The organism is Corallococcus llansteffanensis (genome assembly GCF_003612055.1).
Lineage (GTDB): Bacteria > Myxococcota > Myxococcia > Myxococcales > Myxococcaceae > Corallococcus > Corallococcus llansteffanensis.
On the sequence record NZ_RAWB01000106.1, the window covers coordinates 1 to 20,964 of the forward strand.

At 69.2% G+C, this 20,964-nt stretch carries 16 protein-coding genes; 7 read left to right on the forward strand and 9 right to left on the reverse strand.

Going from position 1 to position 20,964, the window contains the following annotated elements:
• Nucleotides 1-615: MFS transporter (locus D7V93_RS12630; protein WP_120643641.1), on the reverse strand; the 615-nt coding region annotated here is incomplete at its 3' end.
• A gap of 281 nt (nucleotides 616-896) precedes the next feature.
• Complete coding sequence (locus D7V93_RS12635) at nucleotides 897-1,868, reverse strand: GlxA family transcriptional regulator (protein WP_244237269.1); 972 nt, start codon at nucleotides 1,866-1,868, stop codon at nucleotides 897-899.
• A 100-nt stretch (nucleotides 1,869-1,968) separates the two neighbouring features.
• Here D7V93_RS12635 and D7V93_RS12640 point away from each other — a divergent pair, with 100 nt between their 5' ends.
• Nucleotides 1,969-2,796 (forward strand): dienelactone hydrolase family protein, encoded by an 828-nt coding sequence (locus tag D7V93_RS12640; RefSeq protein WP_120643643.1) that lies wholly within the window; start codon nucleotides 1,969-1,971, stop codon nucleotides 2,794-2,796.
• A 321-nt stretch (nucleotides 2,797-3,117) separates the two neighbouring features.
• Nucleotides 3,118-3,282: a hypothetical protein gene (locus D7V93_RS44885; protein ID WP_158623724.1), complete on the forward strand. Its 165-nt coding sequence runs from the start codon at nucleotides 3,118-3,120 to the stop codon at nucleotides 3,280-3,282.
• 70 nt (nucleotides 3,283-3,352) lie between these two features.
• Here the strand turns inward: D7V93_RS44885 and D7V93_RS12650 are convergent, their stop codons facing one another.
• The 3 genes from D7V93_RS12650 to D7V93_RS12660 form a co-directional block, all read right to left on the reverse strand.
• Nucleotides 3,353-4,153, reverse strand: a complete 801-nt coding sequence (locus D7V93_RS12650; protein ID WP_120643644.1) for a VOC family protein — start codon at nucleotides 4,151-4,153, stop codon at nucleotides 3,353-3,355.
• 154 nt (nucleotides 4,154-4,307) lie between these two features.
• Nucleotides 4,308-5,198 carry a hypothetical protein gene (locus D7V93_RS12655; protein WP_147451154.1) on the reverse strand — a complete coding sequence of 297 codons (891 nt, stop codon included), beginning with the start codon at nucleotides 5,196-5,198 and terminating at the stop codon, nucleotides 4,308-4,310.
• A gap of 167 nt (nucleotides 5,199-5,365) precedes the next feature.
• A complete protein-coding gene (locus D7V93_RS12660; RefSeq protein ID WP_120643646.1) occupies nucleotides 5,366-8,638 on the reverse strand; it encodes a C45 family autoproteolytic acyltransferase/hydrolase in 3,273 nt (1,090 codons plus the stop codon).
• A 248-nt stretch (nucleotides 8,639-8,886) separates the two neighbouring features.
• On the opposite strand from D7V93_RS12660, the gene D7V93_RS12665 reads away from it, so the two are divergent.
• The 5 genes from D7V93_RS12665 to D7V93_RS12685 all read left to right on the forward strand — a co-directional run bounded on the left by D7V93_RS12665 (nucleotide 8,887) and on the right by D7V93_RS12685 (nucleotide 15,559).
• Nucleotides 8,887-9,918, forward strand: coding sequence for a 1,9-bis(guanidino)-5-aza-nonane synthase (locus tag D7V93_RS12665; RefSeq protein WP_120643647.1), 1,032 nt, complete (start codon nucleotides 8,887-8,889; stop codon nucleotides 9,916-9,918).
• 151 nt (nucleotides 9,919-10,069) lie between these two features.
• Nucleotides 10,070-11,143 (forward strand): bifunctional DNA-binding transcriptional regulator/O6-methylguanine-DNA methyltransferase Ada, encoded by a 1,074-nt coding sequence (gene ada / locus D7V93_RS12670; RefSeq protein ID WP_120643655.1) that lies wholly within the window; start codon nucleotides 10,070-10,072, stop codon nucleotides 11,141-11,143.
• Nucleotides 11,140-11,889, forward strand: coding sequence for a 2OG-Fe(II) oxygenase (locus D7V93_RS12675; RefSeq protein WP_120643648.1), 750 nt, complete (start codon nucleotides 11,140-11,142; stop codon nucleotides 11,887-11,889). Before ada ends, D7V93_RS12675 begins: the two co-directional genes overlap by 4 nt.
• Nucleotides 11,890-12,013: 124 nt before the next feature.
• Entirely contained in the window at nucleotides 12,014-13,909 is a 1,896-nt protein-coding gene (locus D7V93_RS12680; protein WP_120643649.1) for an RICIN domain-containing protein, read from the forward strand.
• A 300-nt stretch (nucleotides 13,910-14,209) separates the two neighbouring features.
• Entirely contained in the window at nucleotides 14,210-15,559 is a 1,350-nt protein-coding gene (locus D7V93_RS12685) for a hypothetical protein (RefSeq protein WP_120643650.1), read from the forward strand.
• Between the two features lie 243 nt (nucleotides 15,560-15,802).
• On the opposite strand, the gene D7V93_RS12690 is transcribed toward D7V93_RS12685, so the two are convergent.
• The 4 genes from D7V93_RS12690 to D7V93_RS12705 all read right to left on the reverse strand — a co-directional run.
• A complete protein-coding gene (locus D7V93_RS12690) occupies nucleotides 15,803-16,579 on the reverse strand; it encodes a TfuA-like protein (protein ID WP_120643651.1) in 777 nt (258 codons plus the stop codon).
• Complete coding sequence (locus tag D7V93_RS12695; RefSeq protein WP_120643652.1) at nucleotides 16,576-17,856, reverse strand: YcaO-like family protein; 1,281 nt, start codon at nucleotides 17,854-17,856, stop codon at nucleotides 16,576-16,578. Before D7V93_RS12695 ends, D7V93_RS12690 begins: the two co-directional genes overlap by 4 nt.
• Nucleotides 17,846-18,379: a hypothetical protein gene (locus D7V93_RS12700; protein WP_120643653.1), complete on the reverse strand. Its 534-nt coding sequence runs from the start codon at nucleotides 18,377-18,379 to the stop codon at nucleotides 17,846-17,848. Before D7V93_RS12700 ends, D7V93_RS12695 begins: the two co-directional genes overlap by 11 nt.
• 150 nt (nucleotides 18,380-18,529) lie before the next feature.
• The coding region (locus tag D7V93_RS12705) for an ATP-binding protein (protein WP_147451155.1) at nucleotides 18,530-20,964 on the reverse strand (2,435 nt) is incomplete at its 5' end.

A 20,964-nucleotide genomic window follows, 5' to 3' on the forward strand; every position in this document is an offset into this window, starting at 1 on the left:
TTTACTACGCGTCTCGTGGGCTCGGAGATGTGTATAAGAGCCAGGGTGGGACTCGGGCAGCACCCACAGGCCGTAGACGAAGCTGAGGAGCGCGAGCGCCGCGGCGGCGATGAAGGGCAGGCGCAGGTCCACGCTGCCGAGCAGGCCTCCCAGGGCCGGGCCCGCCACGAAGCCGAGCCCGAAGGCCGCCCCCACCACCCCGAAGTTGCGCGCGCGCGTCTGCGGGGTGCTGATGTCCGCGATGTACGCGTTGGCTGCGGTGATGTTGGCGCTGGTGGCCCCCGAGAGCGCACGCGCCGCGTAGAGCCAGCCGAGCGACGGGGCGTAGAGCACGGCCACCATGCTTGCCGCCGTGCCCAGCGCGGACAGCAGCAGCACGGGCCTGCGGCCGTACGCGTCGCTGAGGCCGCCGAGCAGCGGGGCGAACAGGAACTGCATCGTCGCGTAGAGGCTGATGAGCACGCCGTACGCCTGCGCCGTCCCCCCCATGCCGTGCACGAGCCGCCCCACCATCTCCGGCATGACGGGGATGATGAGGCCCAGGCCCAGCAGGTCGATGAGCAGGGTGAGGAAGATGAACAGCAGCCCGGGCGGGCGCTTCGTGGAGACGGACATGACGGACTCCGGTGGGGTACGGCGCGCGGACTAATACCCGGGTAAAATTAGCCAGTCAATATCATCCGGGTAGAATTCCGGTGCTTCGCGCCCACGCACCCTCCACGTCATCGCCGGAGCGGCCGCGTACCGGGACTCGCCAGCCTGAGGCAGCGCAGGCCTCTCGCCTGTCGACGTCCGCGTGAAGTTGCCTGGCATCGCGTCCATGCGCGCCCTCCCCCTCCGCGTACTCCTGACAGCCGGCAGCAGCACCCGCCGCCTCCCTCCACACCTCACGCAGCTCACCGCTTCCGGGTGGCCCCCGCTCCCCGTCCTCGTGGCGTCTCGCCGGCGTACCGCTTGTACACGCGGCGAAACGCGGCCGCATCGGCGTAGCCCACCCGTGCGGAGACCTCCTCGACCGACTCCCGGGTCGTCTCCAGGAGGTGGGAGGCGTGAGCCACGCGGACTCGCTGCACGAACTCGAGCGGCGTCATGCCCAGGCCGGCCTGGACCCGCCGTGCGAGCGTCCGCGTGGAGGTGGCGGCGGCGCGGGCAAGCTCGTCCAACGTCAGCTGCCGGCCGAGGTTCGCCGCGACGAATCGTTCGACCGCGCGCAGCGCCGGATCCGCGACGCGCAGATGCTCCATCACCATGTACCTTGACTGTGAAACGCGCTCGTCGAGCACGAGGTAGCGAGCCACCAGGTGCGCGAGCGACGGGCTCGCGACGCGAGCGACGATGGCCAACATCAAGTCCGCGTGCGCGAAGGCCGAGCCCGCGGTGAGGACGCCTTCGCTCTCGACGACCATCCGGTCCGCGCGGACGGTGACTTCAGGGAAGCGACGCGCGAACGCTGACACGAGCCACCAGGTCGTGGTCGCGCTCCGTCCCGCGAGGAGCCCCGCCGCGGCGAGGACGAAGGTCGCCGAGCAAGATGCCGCGACCATCGCCCCTTTCGCCGCCGCGCGCGCAAGGAGCTCGATGCCGCGCGAGGTGTCGGCGCGGGAGAGCAGGGACTCGATGGCGCGCTCGCTGGCCGCGGAGAGTCCGGGCACCAGCAGCACGTCTCCCGCCTTCACGCTCCGGAGGCTGAGCGTGCCGTCCACGGAGACGGAGCGGCCCGTGCCCGAGCGGACGGGACGGCCGTCGAGCGACACCACGCGCTGACGCAGCGGCTCCGCTCGCCCGGGCCCAGGGCAGAGGCCTGCCTCCACGAGTCGCGTGGCCGTAGCGACCACGTCGAGTCCGACGCCCAGCGGGCCTTCGGCCACTCCATCCAGAACGACATGGGTGATCACGATGGCAAGACTAGACCGAAGCTTGTCAATCTCGCCACTGGCCTGGACGGTGGGTTTTCCGCATCGTCCAGGCATGCGAGCTTCCGCCCCTGAGTCCACCGTTGACGACCCGCTCGACGATTTCGAGCGACGGTCCATCACCCTCGATTCGGTCATGCGCCCGGTCTACGTCGCCGGTCGCGGTCCTGCGGTCATCGTCATGGCCGAGATGCCGGGCATCAGCCCCCACGTCGCGCGCTTCGCCCGGTGGGTGCGAGACGCGGGCTTCACGGTCTACATGCCGTCGTTGTTCGGGAGGGATGGTGCCTATCCGCAGGCGGAAGCAGGGCTGGCCGTGATGAAGCGAGCGTGCGTGAGCGCGGAGTTCCGCGCGTTCGCGGCGAACGAATCGAGCCCCGTGACGCAGTGGCTGCGCGCGCTCGCACGCCTCGCGCACGAGGAATGCGGAGGCCCCGGCGTCGGCGCCATCGGGATGTGCTTCACCGGCAACTTCGCGCTCAGCATGATGCTCGAGCCCGCGGTGCTGGCGCCCGTCCTCTGCCAGCCCTCGCTGCCGCTCGAAACCCCGGGCGCGATTCAAATCGCCCCCGGTGAAGCCGCGGCTGTGAAGGAGCGGCTCGAGCGCGAGGACCTGACGGTGCTCGCGTACCGCTTCGAAGGCGATCGCTACTGCACGGCCCAGCGCTTCGCGGCCTATGCCGAAGCGCTGGGGCCGCGCTTCCTGCCGAAGGTACTGCCAGCTTCGGCCGCGAACCCCAGGCCCCCACCGTTCTTCGAACGGGTCGTTGGCGGAGCGCACAGCGTCGTGACGGCCCACCTCATCGACGCGGCCGGAGAGCCGACGAGCACGGCGCGCGACGAGATCCTGGCCTTCTTCGCGCGGAGGCTTCATCCGGATTGAGCGCCGGTGGCCTCACCGCGGCCTGGGCCGCGCTCCATTGCAGGCCGCCCAGGTCGTCATGGTTCCGAATCGTCCACCGCTCCCCTTCCCTCGTGCTCTTCGCGGCCGTGGCCGTGCTGATCTCCAGCCGGGCTGCCCTCGCGGACAACCCGCCCCTGACGGGCTCGAACCACGCCATCGCCGTGTACCCGGGGCCCGTGCTGGCGCCGGTGCGGGTGTCGGGCCTCGCCGGCGCGTACGCCCCCATCGCGGAGGGCGCGTATCGGCGGGAGAGAGGCCCTGTGGAGGGTGAGGGCTGGAGCGAAGACGCCGTGGAACCTCGTGAGGTTTGCCCGAGGCGGCGGCACCGCCTCGAAGCGCACACCGCCCTCCCGTGGCACGAAGACGCCGTCCGGCACCAGGATCCTCCAGAACGACGGCAACCTCATCATCCATGACGAGGACGTCGTCACCGCGCTCTGGAACTCGGGGACCTGGGGGCACTGAAGCCAGAATCCCTGTCAGATGGCCCCTGGCGCCGCGCAACTTCGTCGGAGCCAGGAGGGCGCTCTTTGTTTCATGGGCCCTTGCGTCCTACGACACCAAACGCGGCGCCCGCGGGGTCCGTCGCGACGACAATCCAGTCGCCGCCGGGCACCTCGTGCGGACCTTGCAGCACTGTGCCGCCGTTGGCAGCGATGGCGCGCTGCGCCTCGGCGACCGAGGGGACGCCGAAGTAGAACAGCCAGGTGCCGGTGGGGCCGGGGGTTGCGGCGGGCTTCTGCATGATGGCGCCGAGCCGAACGCCGTCGTGGTCGATGAAGCAGTAGTCGCCCATCGGGCCCATGGGCATCACGTCGTTGAACTGGAAATGGAAATGCTTCGCGTAGAACGTCTTGGCGCGCGCGAGATCGGGGCTGGCCAGTTCGTTCCAGCGGATGCGCTGCGACTCCTTCACGTCGAATACGTCGCTCTTCGCCTCGGGCTTGCCGGGTGGGGGAATCGGCGCCATCACGTAGAAGGGCGTGCCCATCGGGTCGGCGACCATCGCGATCTTGCCGACGGGTAGCTCCATGCGCGGCATCAGCACCTTGGCGCCATCGGCCACCATGGCCTGGATGGACGCATCGACATCGGCCACGTGCAGATAGCCGAGCCAGCAAGGCTGTGCGCCATGCCGCAGCATGTCCTGCGAAAGGCGCAGCACGCCGCCAGCGGAGCCGCCATCGCCGCGCATGATCATGCGGTAGTCCTGTCCGTTCGGCATGGGGGCGGGCTGATCGGGGACCTTCCATCCCACGACGGCGCCATAGAATCTGGCGGCGGCGTCTGGGTCGTTCGTCATCAGCTCGTACCAGATGAAGCTTCCTGTGCTCATCGTGTCATCCCCTTTGTGACCCGCAGTTGGAGGTCGTGCTTGAAGAGCTGGGCTGCGTTGAAGCACTGACACGACAGGCCTGCTCCCCCAGGACACCCCACGGGGGAACAGGCCCGTTCGCGACAACCGCCGGGTGACACCTGTCGCGGGCCGCTCAGTACGTGCAGCGCAGGACCTGACGGTAGGTGCCGCACTGGCTGAAGTCCGTCGTGCCCGCGGGCTGCGAGTGGTAGCAGTTGGAGACGACGGGGTCGCAGGGCAGGCTGGGCCAGACCTCGTAGGCGTCGCCGTCGGTGAGCGCGAGCTCCGTCACGCGCGCCACGAGCCGGGCGGTCTTCTGCATCGTCGCGCCGTTATCGCCCCCCGCGCTGAAGTTGAGCGGGACCGTGTGCGGGTCCATGGCCTGCTGGAGCGTCGGGTACGACCAGTCGAGGCGGTAGTTGGGCCGGCCGTAGACGGACGGGATGCCGTCGGGCGCCGTGACGGTGAGCCAGTCGATGTACCCGGACACCGAGGCGTGGCCCCGGTACAGGAGGTTGTTGTTCGGCTGGACGACGTAGCGGGGGGTCACTGCCTCGTCGATCCAGATGCCCGAGGAGCCGCGGAAGTCGAAGAAACGCGGGGCCACCACGATGCGCGCGGTGTACGAGCGCGGCGTCCCCGTGTTCGTAATGACTTTGACGAAGAGCGGAAGGCCCGAGAGCATCGTGTTGAGCTCGTAGCCGTCGTGCAGGACGATCTCGAACCGGCGCTCGCTGATGATGTTCGCGTCGCCGAAGAGGTCATCGGGGACGAAGCTGTAGACGTCCGCGAGGTAGCGGTTCGCGGTGGCGCGGATGACGAGGGCGCGGACGCCGTCACGCTGCTCGAAGGTGCCGAGCGTCTCGAAGCTCAGTTCGTTGTCGCCCACCGTGGCGTAGAGGCGAGTCGCCGTCTCCGCGGCGGTGCTGACGCCCAGCTCCTCCGTGGACTCGGATTCGATGGGGGTGTTGTCACAGGCCGCGAGTGCGGCGAAACAGGTCAAGGCAAGGGCGCGTAGACGCATGGGAGTCTCCAGGTGAGGAATATTCTGTATCACACGTCAGTGACACCGCCCCTGACTGGGATTGTGTCAGACGGGTCACAACATCCTCGGGGCGCGGCGGCCGTGACGGGGGCGCTGGCCACCCGGTGCGGGAGAGCGACTCCGCACCGGGGTTCTTCAGCAACCTGCTACGGCGTGAGCATGCCCAGCTTGGGCGCGGGCAGGTCCACGGACAGCTCCTGGGTGAGGCTGTCCGGGGTGTGGAAGCCCTTGGTGCTCACCTCGCCCGAGCGGAACAGGGCCCAGCTCTGCAGGCCGCGCTGGAACGTGCGCGTCATGTGCCACAGCTCCAGGCCGCTGTTGGCGACGAAGAGGTACAGCGTGCGCTTCGGGTTCCAGGGGTTGGGCAGCGCCAGCGCGAGGCCGTCATCCGCGCGGCCGTACGTCTTGCCCTGCCAGCGGAAGTAGCGCCGGCCCAGCTCCACCGGCAGCTTCTTCTCCGCCTGGAGCCTTGCGAGCAGCCCGTTGTCCTCCGCTCCACCGAAGACGACGAGGTCGCGGTCCGCCAGCTCCGCGTCCGTCACCTCCGCGTCCGGCTTCAGGGGCGCCAGCTTCTCCGGCGACGCGTCCGCGAGCTGCTCGCGGTAGTTCAGCGCCAGCGTGCGCATGGACTCCACCTGGTGCGCGGAGCCGTACACGAAGAGGAGCTTCTCCCAGTCGTCCAGCGTGTTGGCCAGGGTCTGGTAGCGCTCGCGGGCCACGGGGATGTCATTGCCCACGTTGAACACCACGCGCACGGGCTTGTCCGCGACCTTCACGGTGAAGGTGTCGCTTGCGCCCTTCACCTCCACGCGCTCCAGCGTGGCGCCCTTCTCCGTCTGCACCTCCACCAGCGCGGCGAACTGCCAGGGCTTGCCGGCCTGGTCCACCTTCAGCGTCACCTCGTAACCCTCCTTCGCCTTCTGCGCGCGCGAGGTGAGGCGCGGCGCCGGCAGGCCCCCGCGCTCCACCCACTGTTTCACGAGCGGCCCCACATCCCGGCCCGCCGCCTCCGACGCGGTCTTGATGAAGTCCTGGGTGGACAGCTTCTTGTTCGCGAAGCGGCCGTGCACCGCGGACATCACCTGCGCGAACTTCGCGTTGCCCAGCGTCAGCCGCAGCTGGTGCAGCAGGTAGGTCCCCTTGATGCGCGGGACGGCGTATGGGCCATAGCGGCCGTAGTCCGTGCGCGCGGCCGTGGGCACCACGTCGCCCTCGCGGGCGGTGATGTAGAGGTAGCGGGCGTTGAGCTCCGCGAGCGCGTCGCGCTGGGCGTCGAAGGCCTTGGACAGGTCCTCCCCTTCCGGCAGGTCCTTGAGCAGGGTCCAGTACGCGGCCGAGCCGCTGCCGAACCAGTTGTCCGCGTCCGTGGCCGGGAACACGGTGTTGGCCCACAGCTTCTTCTCATCGAAGCTGAGCGCGTCCTTCACGCGGGCGAAGTCCTTCTTGGGCTTCTCCGCCTTGGGCTCGGGCTTCTGCTGCGCCTTCGCGGCCTTGAGCTTGTCCGCCACGTAGATGGGGCTGAAGGCCGTGTAGCCCAGGGACAGGTGCGGCGTGGCGCCGGGCAGGTCCGGGATCCAGCGGCTGCCCACCATCTTCTCGCGCAGCGTCGTCTTGCCGTAGTGGGCCAGGAACATCAGCTTCTCCGCCATCTCCGACGTGGTGACCTTGCCGTCACACGCGTGGGGGCGGTTGATGGGGCTGGACGCCATCATCCGCGTGGCGCTGTCCACGTCGAAGCCGCCCTTGCCGTGCTTCGCGTAGGCCTCCTGGAAGGCGATGTCGCGGTTCCAGGTGTTGAAGGCCAGGTCCACCGGCGCGTTGCTGGCATTGGGCACGGACTCCTTGCGGACCTCCGGGTCGCGGTTGTTGTTGTTGGCCCAGATGAAGTCCTTGAGGTTTCCGGGCGTGTCGGCCGTCTTGCCCTTGCTGCCGGTGCGCCACAGGCGCGTCTTCGCGGTGCCGAGCAGCAGGCACGCGCCCTCGTCCGTCTTGGTGTCCGCCAGCGTCCAGTCGTTGGTGTAGAGGCCGTTGTTGCGGTCCTTGAGGATGCGCTCCACGTCATCGATGGACGACGCGTACTGCGCGGCCTTGCGGATGCGGTTGCTCTGCGGGGTGCCGTCGATGTTGAAGGGCGTCTGGCCCACGGTCGTCTCGCCAATGACGATGCCGGAGTCGTTGAGGAACCAGTCCGCGCCGCTGTGGATGCCGCCCGGGAAGGTCTGCATCACGAAGCGGTGGCCCTTCGTGGGCTGCACGTCCAGCACCACGTCCCAGTGGACGCCGGTGTAGCCGTTCCACATGAAGATCTGCCCCATGACGACGCGGCCGTCCTTCGTCGCGGACTTCGTGGCCACGAACGACGAGCAGTGGTCACCCTCCCCTGCCCGGCCGTTCTCGTCCTCGCCCTTGAGGAAGGTGCGGCCGGACAGCGGTGACGCCGTGACGCGGTTGGCGTCCTCCAACTGGCCCAGGTCCACGGCGGAGTTGAGCGCGACGATGTCCAACAGGTCCAGGTCGCGCTCCTTCGCGTCCGGGCCCTTGAACTTCGCGCCGGCCACGTTGGCGCCGTCGGCGATGCCCTTCATCTCCTCCAGGTACTCGGGGTCGAAGCGGCGCAGGAAGAGCGAGTCCGCGAGCAGGCGCACCTGCGCCCAGCCCTTGGCGGAGTCCGCCTTGTCCTTCTGCACGCCCAGCTTGTCGATGTAGCGGACGATCTCCTGCGACACGAGCTCGCCGAATTGCCGACCGCGCTCGTAGGGCTCGCCCTCGATGTGCACGTACACCCAGCCGCCGTCGTCATACCGGAAGCCCTTGCCGGCCCAGCGCACGCTCTCCATGGGGACGTAGGCGGTGATGTCGTCCACCTCCTCCAGCTTCACGTCATCGAACCACGCGGTGCCGGTCGCCTTGCCGTTGTGGCCCAGGTGCGCCTGCACGCGGTCGCTGGACTGCGTGGCGAAGAACATCACCTGCACCCGGCCGCTCGCGTCCGCGCCCTGCGGTGGAGAGCAGTTGGTGAAGGGGAAGCTCTGCATGGACAGACATGCGCCCAGCGCCGTGGGGTAGCGCGCCTGCGCATCCGCCTGCACGCCCTTCGTGCGAACCCAGGCGCTCAGCCGGTAGAGGCGGCCCACCTGGAGCTTCACGGGCTCGGACTGCACGGTCGTCTCCGCGCCGCCCTGGGGGCTTTCGATGACGAGCCCGCGGCTGCCTTCCGACTTCGCGTCGGCGGTGGTGGACACCTTGCCCTGGCCGGACGCGGTCCAGCCCTGGGGAAGGCCCGCGCTGGCGGAGGCTTCAAAGCCTGGGTTGGGCACGGCGACGGGCGCGGGTGCCGCCCAGACGGGGGCGGCGACACAGGCCAGCAGCGAGGGCCAGAGCAGACGGGAGCGTTTCCACATCAGTCGGAGGTGGGGCATGGCTTGCTCATCCAGAGAACCTGGGAAGTGGGGTGCGGCATCCTGTCACGCCGTTGGCGAGCGTGCAGGCGTGTCTTGTTCACCATCTGCCTGGCTGGCGTGGTAGAGGACAGGGGTCGCACGCCACCTGACGTCTCCGATGGCGGTCCCCCCCGTTCGCGGGCCGGACCGTAGGACGTCTCGGGTGGTGCTTGTTGTCGGCCCAGGGCCTCCCGACCTCCATCCAAGGCCGTCGGGGTACACCCGCCGTGACAACGACTCCCAGCAGGACCGAGCTGCTCCGCGACACCATCCAGCACATCGACATCAAGGCGTTCGACATGCGCCCCCTCGTCCAGGCCATGGGCCACATGGCCTTCCAGGCGCGCAACCTGCACCGCGCCGCGACCCTCTATGACGCCATGCTCCGTGACTCCGGGTGCGGCGTCATCCTCTGCCTCGCCGGCAGCCTGTTCTCCGCGGGGCTGAAGCAGGTGGTGGTGGACATGGTGCGTCACCGGATGGTGGACGCCATCGTCTCCACGGGCGCGCCCATCGTGGACCAGGACTTCTTCGAGGCCCTGGGCTTCCACCACTACAAGGGCCGCGCGGACGCGGACGACAACGCGCTGCGCGAGCTGCACATCGACCGCATCTACGACACGTACATCGACGAGGACCAGCTGCGCGAGTGCGACGCCACCATCGCGAGCATCGCCGCCGGCCTGGAGCCGCGCCCGTACTCCTCGCGCGAGTTCATCGGGGAGATGGGCAGGCACCTAGCGGTGCACGGCAAGACGCGCGACAGCGTGGTGCTGGCGGCGCACGAGGCGGGCGTGCCCATCTTCTGCCCGGCGTTCAGCGACTGCTCGGCGGGCTTCGGGCTGGTGCACCACCAGTGGCACCGGGCCGGGAAGCCGCAGGTGTCCATCGACAGCGCGAGGGACTTCCTGGAGCTGACGAAGTGCCGGCTCCGGATGGAGGACTCGGGGCTGTTCATGGTGGGCGGCGGCGTGCCGAAGAACTTCGCCCAGGACATCGTGGTGGCGGCGGACTTCGTGGACCAGCCGGTGTCCATGCACAAGTACGCGGTGCAGCTCACCGTGGCGGACGAGCGCGACGGCGCGCTGTCAGGGTCCACGCTGCGCGAGGCCAGCAGCTGGGGCAAGGTGTCCACCGTGCACGAGCAGATGGTGTACGGCGAGGCCACGGTGACGATGCCGCTGGTGGTGGGCGCCGCGTTCCATGAGCGCGGCTGGGAGCAGCGGCCGGAGCGCCGGCTCGTGGACGCCTGCCGTTGAAGGACTCGTGATTTCCCCCGCGCCCCGGGTCCTCCGGGGCGCGGGGGCCCCCTTCCGAATTCGAGCGCAAGACGCGGAGTGCTGGCCCGGAGCGCTGGGGTTAGTTTCCTGGCGTGGTCATGAGGACCGCACGCAACGGGAGGCAATGCACATGGCGACAAAGGTGGAGGGCCTCGCGGCGGCGACCCTGGGCGACCCGCGCTGGGCGGCGGTCGCCGCGCGGGATGCGGGAGCGGATGGACGCTTCTTCTATTCCGTCCGGACGACGGGCGTGTACTGCCGGCCGTCCTGCGGAGCCCGGACGCCCCGGCCGGAGAACGTCGCCTTCCATGCCACGACGGCGGCGGCGGAACAGGCGGGCTTCCGCGCGTGCAAACGCTGCAAGCCGGGCCAGCCCTCGCTCGCCGTGCGGCACGCGGACCAGGTGGCCGAGCTGTGCCGCTTCATCCAGGGCGCCGAACAGCCCCCGAGCCTGGAGGAGCTGGCGGACCGGGCGGGGATGAGCCCCTACCACCTGCACCGCGTGTTCAAGGCCGTCACCGGGCTGACGCCCAAGGGCTACGCGGCGGCGCACCGGGCCGAGCGGATCCGCGACGGACTCACCCGGCGCGGCTCCGTCACCGAAGCCATCTACGACGCCGGGTTCAACTCCAGCGGTCGCTTCTACGAAACCTCCAGCCAGGTCCTGGGCATGACACCGACGAACTTCCGAGCAGGCGGCACGAACACCGAGATCCGTTTCGCCATTGGCGAGTGCAGCCTGGGCCCCATCCTCGTGGCCGCGAGCGACCGGGGCGTGTGCGCCATCCTGATGGGGGAAGACCCCGACGCGCTGGCGAAGGACCTCCAGGATCGCTTCCCGCAGGCGACGCTGGTGGGCGGGGACTCGGAGTTCGAGAAGCTCGTGGCCCGGGTGGTCGGCTTCGTGGAGGCCCCGGGCGTGGGATTGGATCTGCCCCTGGATGTGCGGGGCACGGCGTTCCAGCAGCGGGTGTGGCAGGCGCTGCGGGAGATCCCAGCGGGGAAGACGGCGAGCTACACGGACATCGCGGAGCGGATTGGTTCACCGAAGTCGGTCCGCGCGGTGGCGCAGGCGTGCGGAGCGAACGCGCTGGCGGTGGCGATTCCCTGCCACCGGGTGGTGCGCCACGACGGGGCCCTCTCCGGGTATCGCTGGGGCGTGGAGCGCAAGCGCGTGCTGCTGGAGCGCGAGGCGAACCGATGAGCGCTCGGGGAGGAGGTGCGCTCGCGGTCCGTCCGGTGGATGGGATTGCGGAGCGGGTGCGCGCGGTGGAGTGGGACGCAGTGGCCCGGGAGCTGGATGCGCGGGGCTGCGCCGTCGTGGACGGGCTGCTCACCGCCGGGGAGTGTGAGGCATTGGCGCTGCTGTATGACGTGGAGGACGCGTTTCGCAGCCGGGTGGTGATGGCACGTCACGGCTTCGGCCGGGGTGAATACCAATACTTCGAGTATCCCCTGCCGGAGGTGGTGTCAGAGCTGCGGACCGCGCTGTATCCCCACCTCGCGCCGCTCGCGAACCGCTGGAACACGGCCATGGGCATCGACGTGCGGTATCCGGACGTGCACGCGGACTTCCTCGCGCGCTGTCACGAGGCGGGACAGGTGCGGCCCACGCCCCTGCTGTTGCGGTACGGCGTGGATGATTACAACTGCCTGCACCAGGACCTGTACGGGGAGCACGTCTTCCCGCTCCAGGTGGCCGTCCTCCTGTCCGAGCCAGGACGGGACTTCACGGGCGGAGAGTTCGTGCTGTCGGAGCAGCGGCCCCGGATGCAGTCACGGCCGGAAGTGGTTCCACTGCGGCAGGGAGACGCGGTGGTCTTCGCGGTCCACCACCGCCCGGTGCAGGGGACGCGGGGCACCTACCGCGTCAACCTCCGACATGGCGTCAGCCGGGTGCGTTCAGGACAAAGACACACGGCGGGCATCATCTTCCACGACGCGGCCTGAAGCGCCGGGTGGCAGCCCGCGTTGCCCACGGGATGGAATCGATAAGTCGACGGGGCATTCGGCTTGTGTGAAGTCTTGAGGGCGCCGGCGTCCCCGGCCCTTCCCTCTTCCACAAGAGTCCCCCATGGCCGACGACAGCCCCTCCTGGTACCAGCTCATCGTGAACCAGGGGACCCAGCAGGTTCTCGAGGTCTACCACAGCGTCCCGTACCCCACCGCCGCCGTGGACGTGTACCCGCAGAACAAGGTGGCCACCGACAATCAGTTCTGGCTCATCGGGAGCGATGGCTCCATCCGGAGCAAGCTCACCGGTCAGGCGCTCAATGTCTTCTGGGGCATGGCCGCCAATGGCACCGCGGTGGTCACCTGGCCGTGGGGGGGAGGCGCACCCAACGAGCTCTGGACCTTCACCAGCGACGGCTGCCTGACGAGCAATCTCGGCGTGGTGCTCGACATCAACCCCAACGGGGTCATGACGAACCAGGTGGTGGTGAACCAGAAGGTGGAAGGCTCCGCCACGCAGCAGTGGGTCGCGGTTCCAGGCTATCAGCTGAACACCATCGTCCAGCAGCCCGCGACCGGGTTCCCGGACTACACCGGCACCGGCGGCACCCCGGCCCTGGCCTCGGCGCTCTCCTTCATCCAGGCCCAGCTCGCGGCGCTCTACAACCAGAACCCCGCGACGTTCGACTTCCGGTCCCTCTACTCCAACCTGGCGGTGGACCTCGGCCAGCGCCGCGCCGATCTCCAGGCGCTTCCCCAGGCCAGTGGCGGCGACTTCACGACCACGGACTTCGAGACGGTGCGCACACAGCTGGCGGCGGAGCTCCGGGCGGCGGCCGACGTCCGGCGCCTCTTCGAGCTCTTCCAGAGCTACTACACGGAGCTGTTCCTCGATGATGGCTACCGGCTGAACCAGGCCATCGCCGCGGCGGAGATCCAGGATCCCAGCACCGCGGTGAGCGGGAAGGTCGGAGCGTTCCTGGAGGGACTCGCCTACGCCGCGCTCAATGTCATGGACCCGGAAGGGTGGGTGGTCTTCTCCGTGGTGGCCAACCTGCTGTCGTGCGCCTATGGCACGGCGGTGGCCAACGGCGCGGTGAGCCCCAATCCCTTTCAGGTTCCCATCGTGCAACTCTGGGGGACGCTGAGCGGCAACTTCGAGAGCATCCTGAGCAGCCTCGTCCAGCAGGAGGCCACCATCCTGGGAGACTGGGGAATGCTTCAGGCGGTGGAGCAGCAGATCCTTGCGTCGGGGCCGCAGTCCCTGGCCTGGCCGGTACAGCACGGACCGGACTTGATTCCGGCCGCGACGAACGCCTACATGCTGTCCGCCTTCCAGATCCTGCTGCCGGCAGCCTACGAGATCTACTGCTGGACGGGGCTCGATGAGAGCACGATGAACTCAGTGACCGGGGGAATCACTCCCACCTCGGCGTACTGGGTGCAGTCGTTCCCCAACGGTCTGTATACCGTCTACGCGCTCGCCAAGTCCGACGGCAGCGGCTACGCGCCCGACCCGATGATGCAGCTCATCTGGAACACCGGCTACATCCCGGAGATCTTCTTCACCAACGCCACGCTCTGGCCGTTCGCGACCTACGAGGAGAACGAGACGCAGGCGGACTGCTTCATCCTGACCGTCGTGAACCAGACGCCCAATGCAGTCACGGTCGAGGCCGTCTCCAATTTCACCCACACCACCGTGCTGGGCACCACCGGACAGCAGACCGCGGCACCGCTGGGCGGCTCCGCCCAATACGTCATCCAGGAGGGCTCCTGGGACAGCCGGGGCACCTCTGCGAACCAGGCGGTCACCTTCACCCTCACGGCGAGCGGGCTGTCCGGCTCGTGCATCTTCGTCGCGGGGCTCGTGACCCCGGAGACGGGAACGGACCAGGTGGTGACGGTCTCCAGCAACACGAGCACCATGCCTGGCTACTCGGTGACGGCCGGCACGTCGACACCGTACAGCACCCAGTACCAGAACCCCGTGAGCCTGGTGGTCTACCTGCACTGAGCCCGGGTTCCCTCCCAGCCGGAAGGAATGAAGCGGCTGGGGCTTGTCTATCGACGATGCCCGGGAGGACGCCCCAACGGGGCGGCAAGTTCTTGCCGAGAGACCTTGCCCGGCAACTCCCGTTGGCAACTTCCTGCCGGAAGACCTGGGGCCAGCGGCGGCGCCCTCTCACGCCACACCGCCCTTGACGCTCACGGGGCCCCTCCCACGTGGAGGAGGCATGCATTCTGCAAAGCCTTGTCTCGTCGTCGACACGGGAAGCATGAGGCTTCCATGAGTTCTTCGACATGCGAGCAACACATGCTGACTGATCAGAATCTGTGGTTGATGTATGTCCAGGGCCTCATCAATGCTCAGGGAATGCCTCCTGGGGCTGGCGCCAACTTCGTGCTGTGCGGGACCACCCTGACAGCCAACCTGGCCACGAGCGCGACGAGTCTCGGGCAGGCCCCCACCACCAGTCAGGCGCTCGCGCAGGTCTACACTCTGGGGGACCAGATGCTGAAGCAGGTCGGCACCTACTCGCCTTCAGGTGACAGCTTCTTCAGCGACTACGCCACCTACATCGACAATCTCAAGCCGCAGGGTGGCAATCCCTCTCCGTCGCAGATGGCCGTCATCAAGCAGGACCAGGATGCCGTCACCAAGGCCACCTCGCAGCAGACTGCCACCATGGCCAGCGTTTACCAGGCGTATCAGCAGCAGTCCCAGATGTTCCCGGGGAAGTGGACGGGCTTCGAGGACTACGTCAACACCACCAGTGCCGGGAGCACGCTCCAGGCGAGCCAGGGTGCGGTGGACGCGGCCAATGCGCAGCTCTATGCGGACATGACGGCGGCCTATGGCCAGGACTACGCGGCCATCGCCCGCGCCAAGTCGGTGGTGGACCAGGTGCGGCGGGACCTGACAGCCCGCACGCCCAACACCACGGCGGAGATGGCGATCACGACGGATGCGGGCGCGATGGTGGTGCCCAGCTACGTGCCCGGTTCGCTGGCGCAGTTCTCCACCTGGGCGGACACCATGTCGGTGGCGCCGGCGCGGGGGCAGCCGCCCGCGGTCTCGTTCACGCTGAAGGCCGGCGCGCAGGAGTATGACGAGAACCAGTCCCAGTACTTCAAGAGGACGAGCTGGGACGCGTTCTTCGCCAGCGGCTCGAGCACCCAGGGCGGCCAGGCGCTCAACATCGACACCAGCGCCAGCGAGTTCCGGATCGAGATCACCTTCCAGGGCCTCACCACCGTGCAGTTGCAGCCGGGGGCCTGGTACGACTCGAGCCTGATGTACGCATACCGCAACCCCCAGAGCCTCTCCATCCCGAACAGCCTGGTGGTGGTGATGCTGCCCAAGGTGACGCTCTACCTCAGCGCCTCGGACTACCAGATGGCGTATCAGGCGAGCCAGCAGAGCAGTGGCTTCGGCGTCGGCCCGTTCTACTCCACGACGAGCAGCAGCTCTTCGTCGTCGCTCTCGACCAACTGGGATGACTCCGCGAAGAGCGTGACCATCCAGCAGAACAACGTGCAGCCGATCATCCTCGGCATGATGGTGACCACGCCGTCGAGCGCCAACGTCCCGGTGCCCACGAAGGCCCGGCCGCAGAGCGGCCTCCTCCAGAACGCGCACCTGCCCCTGCCGCGCGCGGCGTAGTCCCGGCCCAGGGTCCCGTGAGCGGTGTCGGGGCTCACGCACCCGGGCATGAGAACGCTGGGTCGCGTGACACACAACCTTCCGGGCAACATGTTCGACTTCCCCTTCGTGGCTGAAGCCCGCGGAGGGGAAGTCCATGTCGCTGCTGGGGCCTCTTCCAAAAGCCCCGAGCCTGCCGACGCGAAGAAACCCCATGCGGGTGTTTCTCGGTCAGCGCGGCCTTCACTGAAACCTCTTGTCCGCTCAACCGCGGACGGCGGCCAGGCCTTTCGTCCCTGGGCCCTGAGCGCGCCGCTCCGCGTTCGCGCGGATGTACTCCCACGCATCCGTGCGCTCGAAATGCCAGCGCACCTGCTTGGGCTCCAGTCCCTGGGCGGTCCGCTCCCGCAGGATCCGGAGCAGTTCGAGCGCATCCTGGCGCTTCGGGTTCACCCGACCCGTGGGAAGGAAGGCGCGCAGGGCCTCCACCTCCGCGGAGGCCACACCCTCGGCCTCCGCGAGTGAGAGGACGGTGGGGTAGCGCCGGTCGGGATAGAACAAGGACTTCGCCCGCCGCTCCAGGATGGCGCGGCTTCCTGGCGAGATGACCTCGGCGCGCTCGGCGGCGTGCAGCGTGGCCCTGACGTTGACCATCGCTTCGCTCGTGGCGCGGAAGCCGTCCTCGGCGGCGCCATGCGTGACGGCCACCTCGTCGTCCGCCTCCAGCCTGCCGCTCTGGTAGGCGTCGTAGACGGTGCCCACGCCCTCCATTCCAAAGGGCGCCAGCTCCGCGGCGCGCAGGGCTCCCATGCTGGAGGCGCCGAAGACGTGGATGCCCTGGGACAGCGCCCAGAGGACCTCCTTGTGCGAGACGGAAGGCACCCGCTCGAAGTAGCCATCGATGATGCCAATGGCCACGGGCTTTTCGCGCGCCGCGAGGTAGACGTCTCCCTGCGCCGCGGGAGGCAGGAAGACGGCATCCAACAGGGTGCGGCCCTCGTCGGCGGAGAGGGTCGGGCCGGTGAAGACGAAGAGCTTCATGGATGGGCCTCCCGCAAACACGCTCGCGCGCGAGCCCCCGGCACGTAGCCGGGAATGTCATTGAGGGGCTCCAGCCCCGGAATCACCACCCGGACGACCGGGATGCCCAGCTCGTGCCGGGTCAGGTCCACGGCGATGACCTGGGTGAGGCCCCTGGCGCGCAGCTGTTCCACCTCCCAGCTCACGTCCTCGTCGAAGGTGTCGCTCGCGTGGTCGGGCGCCTGGAGGAAGCTGCGCCGCGCGGGGACGGCCCCTTGCGTCGCCAGACACCGGCGCGCGGCCTCCAGGTCCTCCTCCAGGCTGCCCATCCCGAAGCGCACGTCGTCACGGGCACCGGTGATGAGGGTCAGCCGGCTCTGCGCCGCCTCGGTGAGCGCGCGCAGCAGCGCGATGCCCCGCGACGGGTGGCAGCCAAAGCCTCCCATCGGGCCAATGGGACGGTAGGGGTCCGGCTCGCGGTCCACGAGCGTGCATGCGAAGGCCGCGATGCCGACGTCCGAGGTCACCTCCCAGACGAAGACCGTGGCGCCCACGCGCTCGTACCGGTCGAGCACTTCGCGGCAGCCCGGATCCTCCACGGTGGAGAGGTCGACGCGCCGGCTGTCCTGGTGGGCCTTCCCCGCGAGGCGCCAGAGCGTGACGGCGTCGCGCTCCACCAGCTCGCACACGGCGTGGCTGACCGCCTCCAGGCGGTGGTTGCCCGAGGCCAGTCCGCTCGAGCTCATCAGGAACGCGCCGCTGCCCGCGAGGATGGGCAGCGAGAAGTCGGTGTGCACCAGCTCGAAGGGCACCCAGGTGGGCGTGCCGCCCGCGGCGAGGTCCGCGCCCGCCACCCAGAAGAGCCGGAGGTTGTCATGGAGCTCCGTCGCGGCGTGCCGGGCCATCAGGTCGATGGCGGCCAGGTGGTGCCCGAAGCGCAGCTCGTTCACCGTTCCCAGCTTGAGCGGCAGGGTGATGTGCTCGGCATGGTAATGCTCCACCGACTCCATCAGGCCCGACGCCCGAGCGGCGGCGAGCGTCAGCCCCTTGCCCTGCGATACGGACAGCGAGCGGGCACGGGGCCGGCACACCATCACCACGGGAATGCCGAGCGTGTCGAGCCCGGTGACGTCCGCGACGCGGGTGATCCCCATCAGGGGCAGCAACGGCCGCACCCGCTCCACGGTCGCTTCCGGAGATGTCTGTCGATGCGTCCCGTGACGGTGGTGTTTCGCCGAGGGCGCTTCGGGCTCCTCGCTGCGGCATGTTTGGATTGTCACAGGGTGCTCATTTGCCATCAGGCGGCAGCGTCTGGAGGTCCAGCAGGTAGCAGGTGACGTACGCAGCTTCAGTGCCGGAGAGAGGAGGGATCAAGAAGGGAGGATGTTTGTCCGCGTCTTGCTTGTGCTTGCTGATGGGCGTCGCATTGGCAGGATAGTCGGGAAGTCGCGTCACGACGGGCTTCGCGCCTCTCTTGTGGCTGAGCAGGTACATGTTACCATCAGCACCGAAGAAAAAGACCAGCACGTGATTGGAGCTGGGCTCTGGCATGACGAGGACATGCGCGCTCAGCTGGGATTTATTGCTGTCACGGATGTTGTAGGTGTGAACCTTGGGCTCACTGACATCCGCGTGCACTTGCAGCTGGAGGGTGAAGGGGCCGTCCGGGTTCATCGATCCAATCGTGAAACCCAGGGCCAAGGAGTCGTCCGGCGTCACTTCGATGGGGCCCTTGGCCCCGGACAGTGTGATGGAGAACGCCTTTCCATTGGTTTTCGTCAGTGCGGGGTACGGGTGATCCACGGAGAGGGAGAGAGCCATGGCGTGTCCTCGGGCAGCGGGTTCCGGAAACGGATTGCAGTGCCCATGCCAGGGCGTGCCGTAGGAGGCGCGGGGCACCGGGGCAAGAAGGTGCCACGCTTCCCGGCAACTTCTTGCGCTCCGGCAACTTCTTGCCGAAGCCGCGGACCGCTACAGGAAGCCCTCTCGCTCCGCCTCCGTGAGCGCGCGCTGGAGCAGGTCGCCCAGGTGGGCCGTGGGGCCGTGCTCCAGGGTCTTCACGCACCGCGCGAAGCAGGCGCCGAGCGCGTCGGGGAGGCGCTGCTGCTTCGGATCCAGCGCCGCGTGGAGCCGCGCCACCGCCTCGGCATGCCGGCCCCGCCGCTGTTCAATGCACGCCAGCGGGAGCAGCGCCGTCCACTGGAAGGGGTAGACGAGGGGCAACGGCTTCCAGGCGTCCAACGCCGCCAGGCCCTGTCGCTCGGCATGCCCGAGGTCGCCGCGCCGCAGTGCCACCCACGCGAGGTTGGCTTGCGCCGCACCGGCGTAGTCCGCCATCCGCGCGGCGGTGGCGACCTCAAGGCCCTGATTCGACCACTGACGGGTGGGCTCCAGCTTCCGGCGCCGGCGGTGGAGCATCGCCAGGTAGGTGAGGCACCGGGCCTGGATGGGCAGGTCTCCCCTGCGCTCGACCGCGCGGAGCGCCTCCGTCAGGACGTCCAGGGCCTCGCCGAAGGCATCGTGCCACAGCAGCACCGCGCCCAGGGCGAAACGCGCGGAGGCGACGGCGCCGGGCTCGCCCACCTCCTCGCGCGCCCGCAGGCTCGCTCGTGCATGCTCCACCGTCTCGGAAGAGGTGCGGTAGCGCTCCGCCCGGAGGTTCTTCTGCACGAGCGCCTGGAAGAAGCTGGCGCGCTGGACCGGGGCGCCCCGTTGCTCCACCACGGGCTGTACGCGCCGCACCAGGTCCTCCATCTCCTCCTGCCGGGCGGCGAAGTAGTGGACGGAGACCCGGTCCACCTGGAGCTGGAGCCACTCATGCCACCAGCCCTCGGCGCGGCCCTCCTGGGACGCTTCGAGCGCCCGCTCCGCGGCGGCGTAGGACGCCAGGGCCTCGTCGTGCTGGTGGTGGGTCTCCCAGGTCTTGCCCTCCTTGCGCAGCAGCCGGGCGCGTCCGAGCGATGCTCCCGATGCGCGCGTGAGTGCCTGCTGATAGGCCGCGCGCGCCTCCGCCTGACGCCCGGCGAGCGCGAGCACGTCTCCCAGCTCCTCCTGCAGTGCGCCCAGGGCGTCGTGCCTCCCCGGGTCGTCCCCTGACGCGAGCAGGGCCTGTCCCTCCGTGAGGGCGCTCCCGTAGAACGCGATGGCCTCTCCGTTCGCGTACGCCGCGCGGGCCCGCCGCGCCGCCTGGACGAAGTAGTGACTGGCCTTGTCGTGGACCTCCCCCCGCGCGAAGTGATGCGCCAGCACCGGCAGCAGGTCCGCGGCCTCGCCGTGCCGCGCCTCGAGCAGCTCCCCGGCGCGCTGGTGCAGGGCGCGCCGCCGCGCCACGGGGATGCGCTCGTACGCGGTCTCCCGCAGCTTGTCGTGGCCGAAACGGAGCCGCCCGGCCCCGGCCTCCTCGAGGATGTTGCGGACCCGGAGCGCTTCCATCGCTCCCAGCAGGGCGCCTTCGGAGTGCCCGGTGTCCGCCAGCAGCAGCTCCGCGTCGAACTCCCGACCGAGCACGCTGCCCCAGGCCACGAGGGCGTGTCCCGTGCCGTCGAGCCGCGACAGGCGGCGGTCGATGAGCTCCGCCAGGGTGCGTGGAAGGGGGAGCGCCGCCAGCGAGTCCGGAGCGGTGCCCCGCTCATCGAAGTGCCAGCGCCCGCGGGGATCCCGGGTGAGCATCCCCTCGCTGATGGCCGCGCGCAGATACTCCGCGACGAAGAAGGGGTTGCCGTCGGACTGGCGCACCAGCACATCGAGCACGCCCACCGGCGGGGCTCGCAGGGCCAGCATCCCCGACACCATGCTGCCCACGCTGGCGCCATCCAGCCGGCCGAGCGGGATGACGGTGACGCCCGGGGCGCGCGCCAGCGTCTCCAATACCGGGGGCGTCTCCTCGGAGCGATAGGTGCCCACCACCAGAACCGGGGGGCGCGCGAGGGGCTCCTCCGCCAGCGTCTCCAGCACGCTGAGCGACAGCTCGTCCATCCACTGGAGGTCGTCGAGCAGCAGCACCAGGGGCGTGGAGGCCGCCAGCGCGAACAGCGTCTGCCTCACGGAATCAATCACCCGCGCCCGCGCCGCATCGGGGGGCAGCTCCGGTGGCGCCGTGGGTTCCCCCAGGCCTGGAAGCCCTCCCAGCGCGGGCTCGTAGGCCGCGAGCACCGCGCCCCGGGCGCCCAGGAGCCGCTGTGCCTCGGCTTCGCCGCCCGCGCGTGCTAGGTCCGCCACAGTGAGCAGGAGGGGCCGCAGCGGGTGGAGGGGCGCCGTGGACGGGCCCGGCTCCGCCGCCTCTCCGACGCCGAGCCCGACGCACTGGCCGGTGAGCACCAGCAGCCCCCGCTGCGCGGCCAGCCGGGTCACCTCCAGGGCGAGCCGGGTCTTGCCCACGCCGCTCTCCCCCCGGATGAGCACCAGCC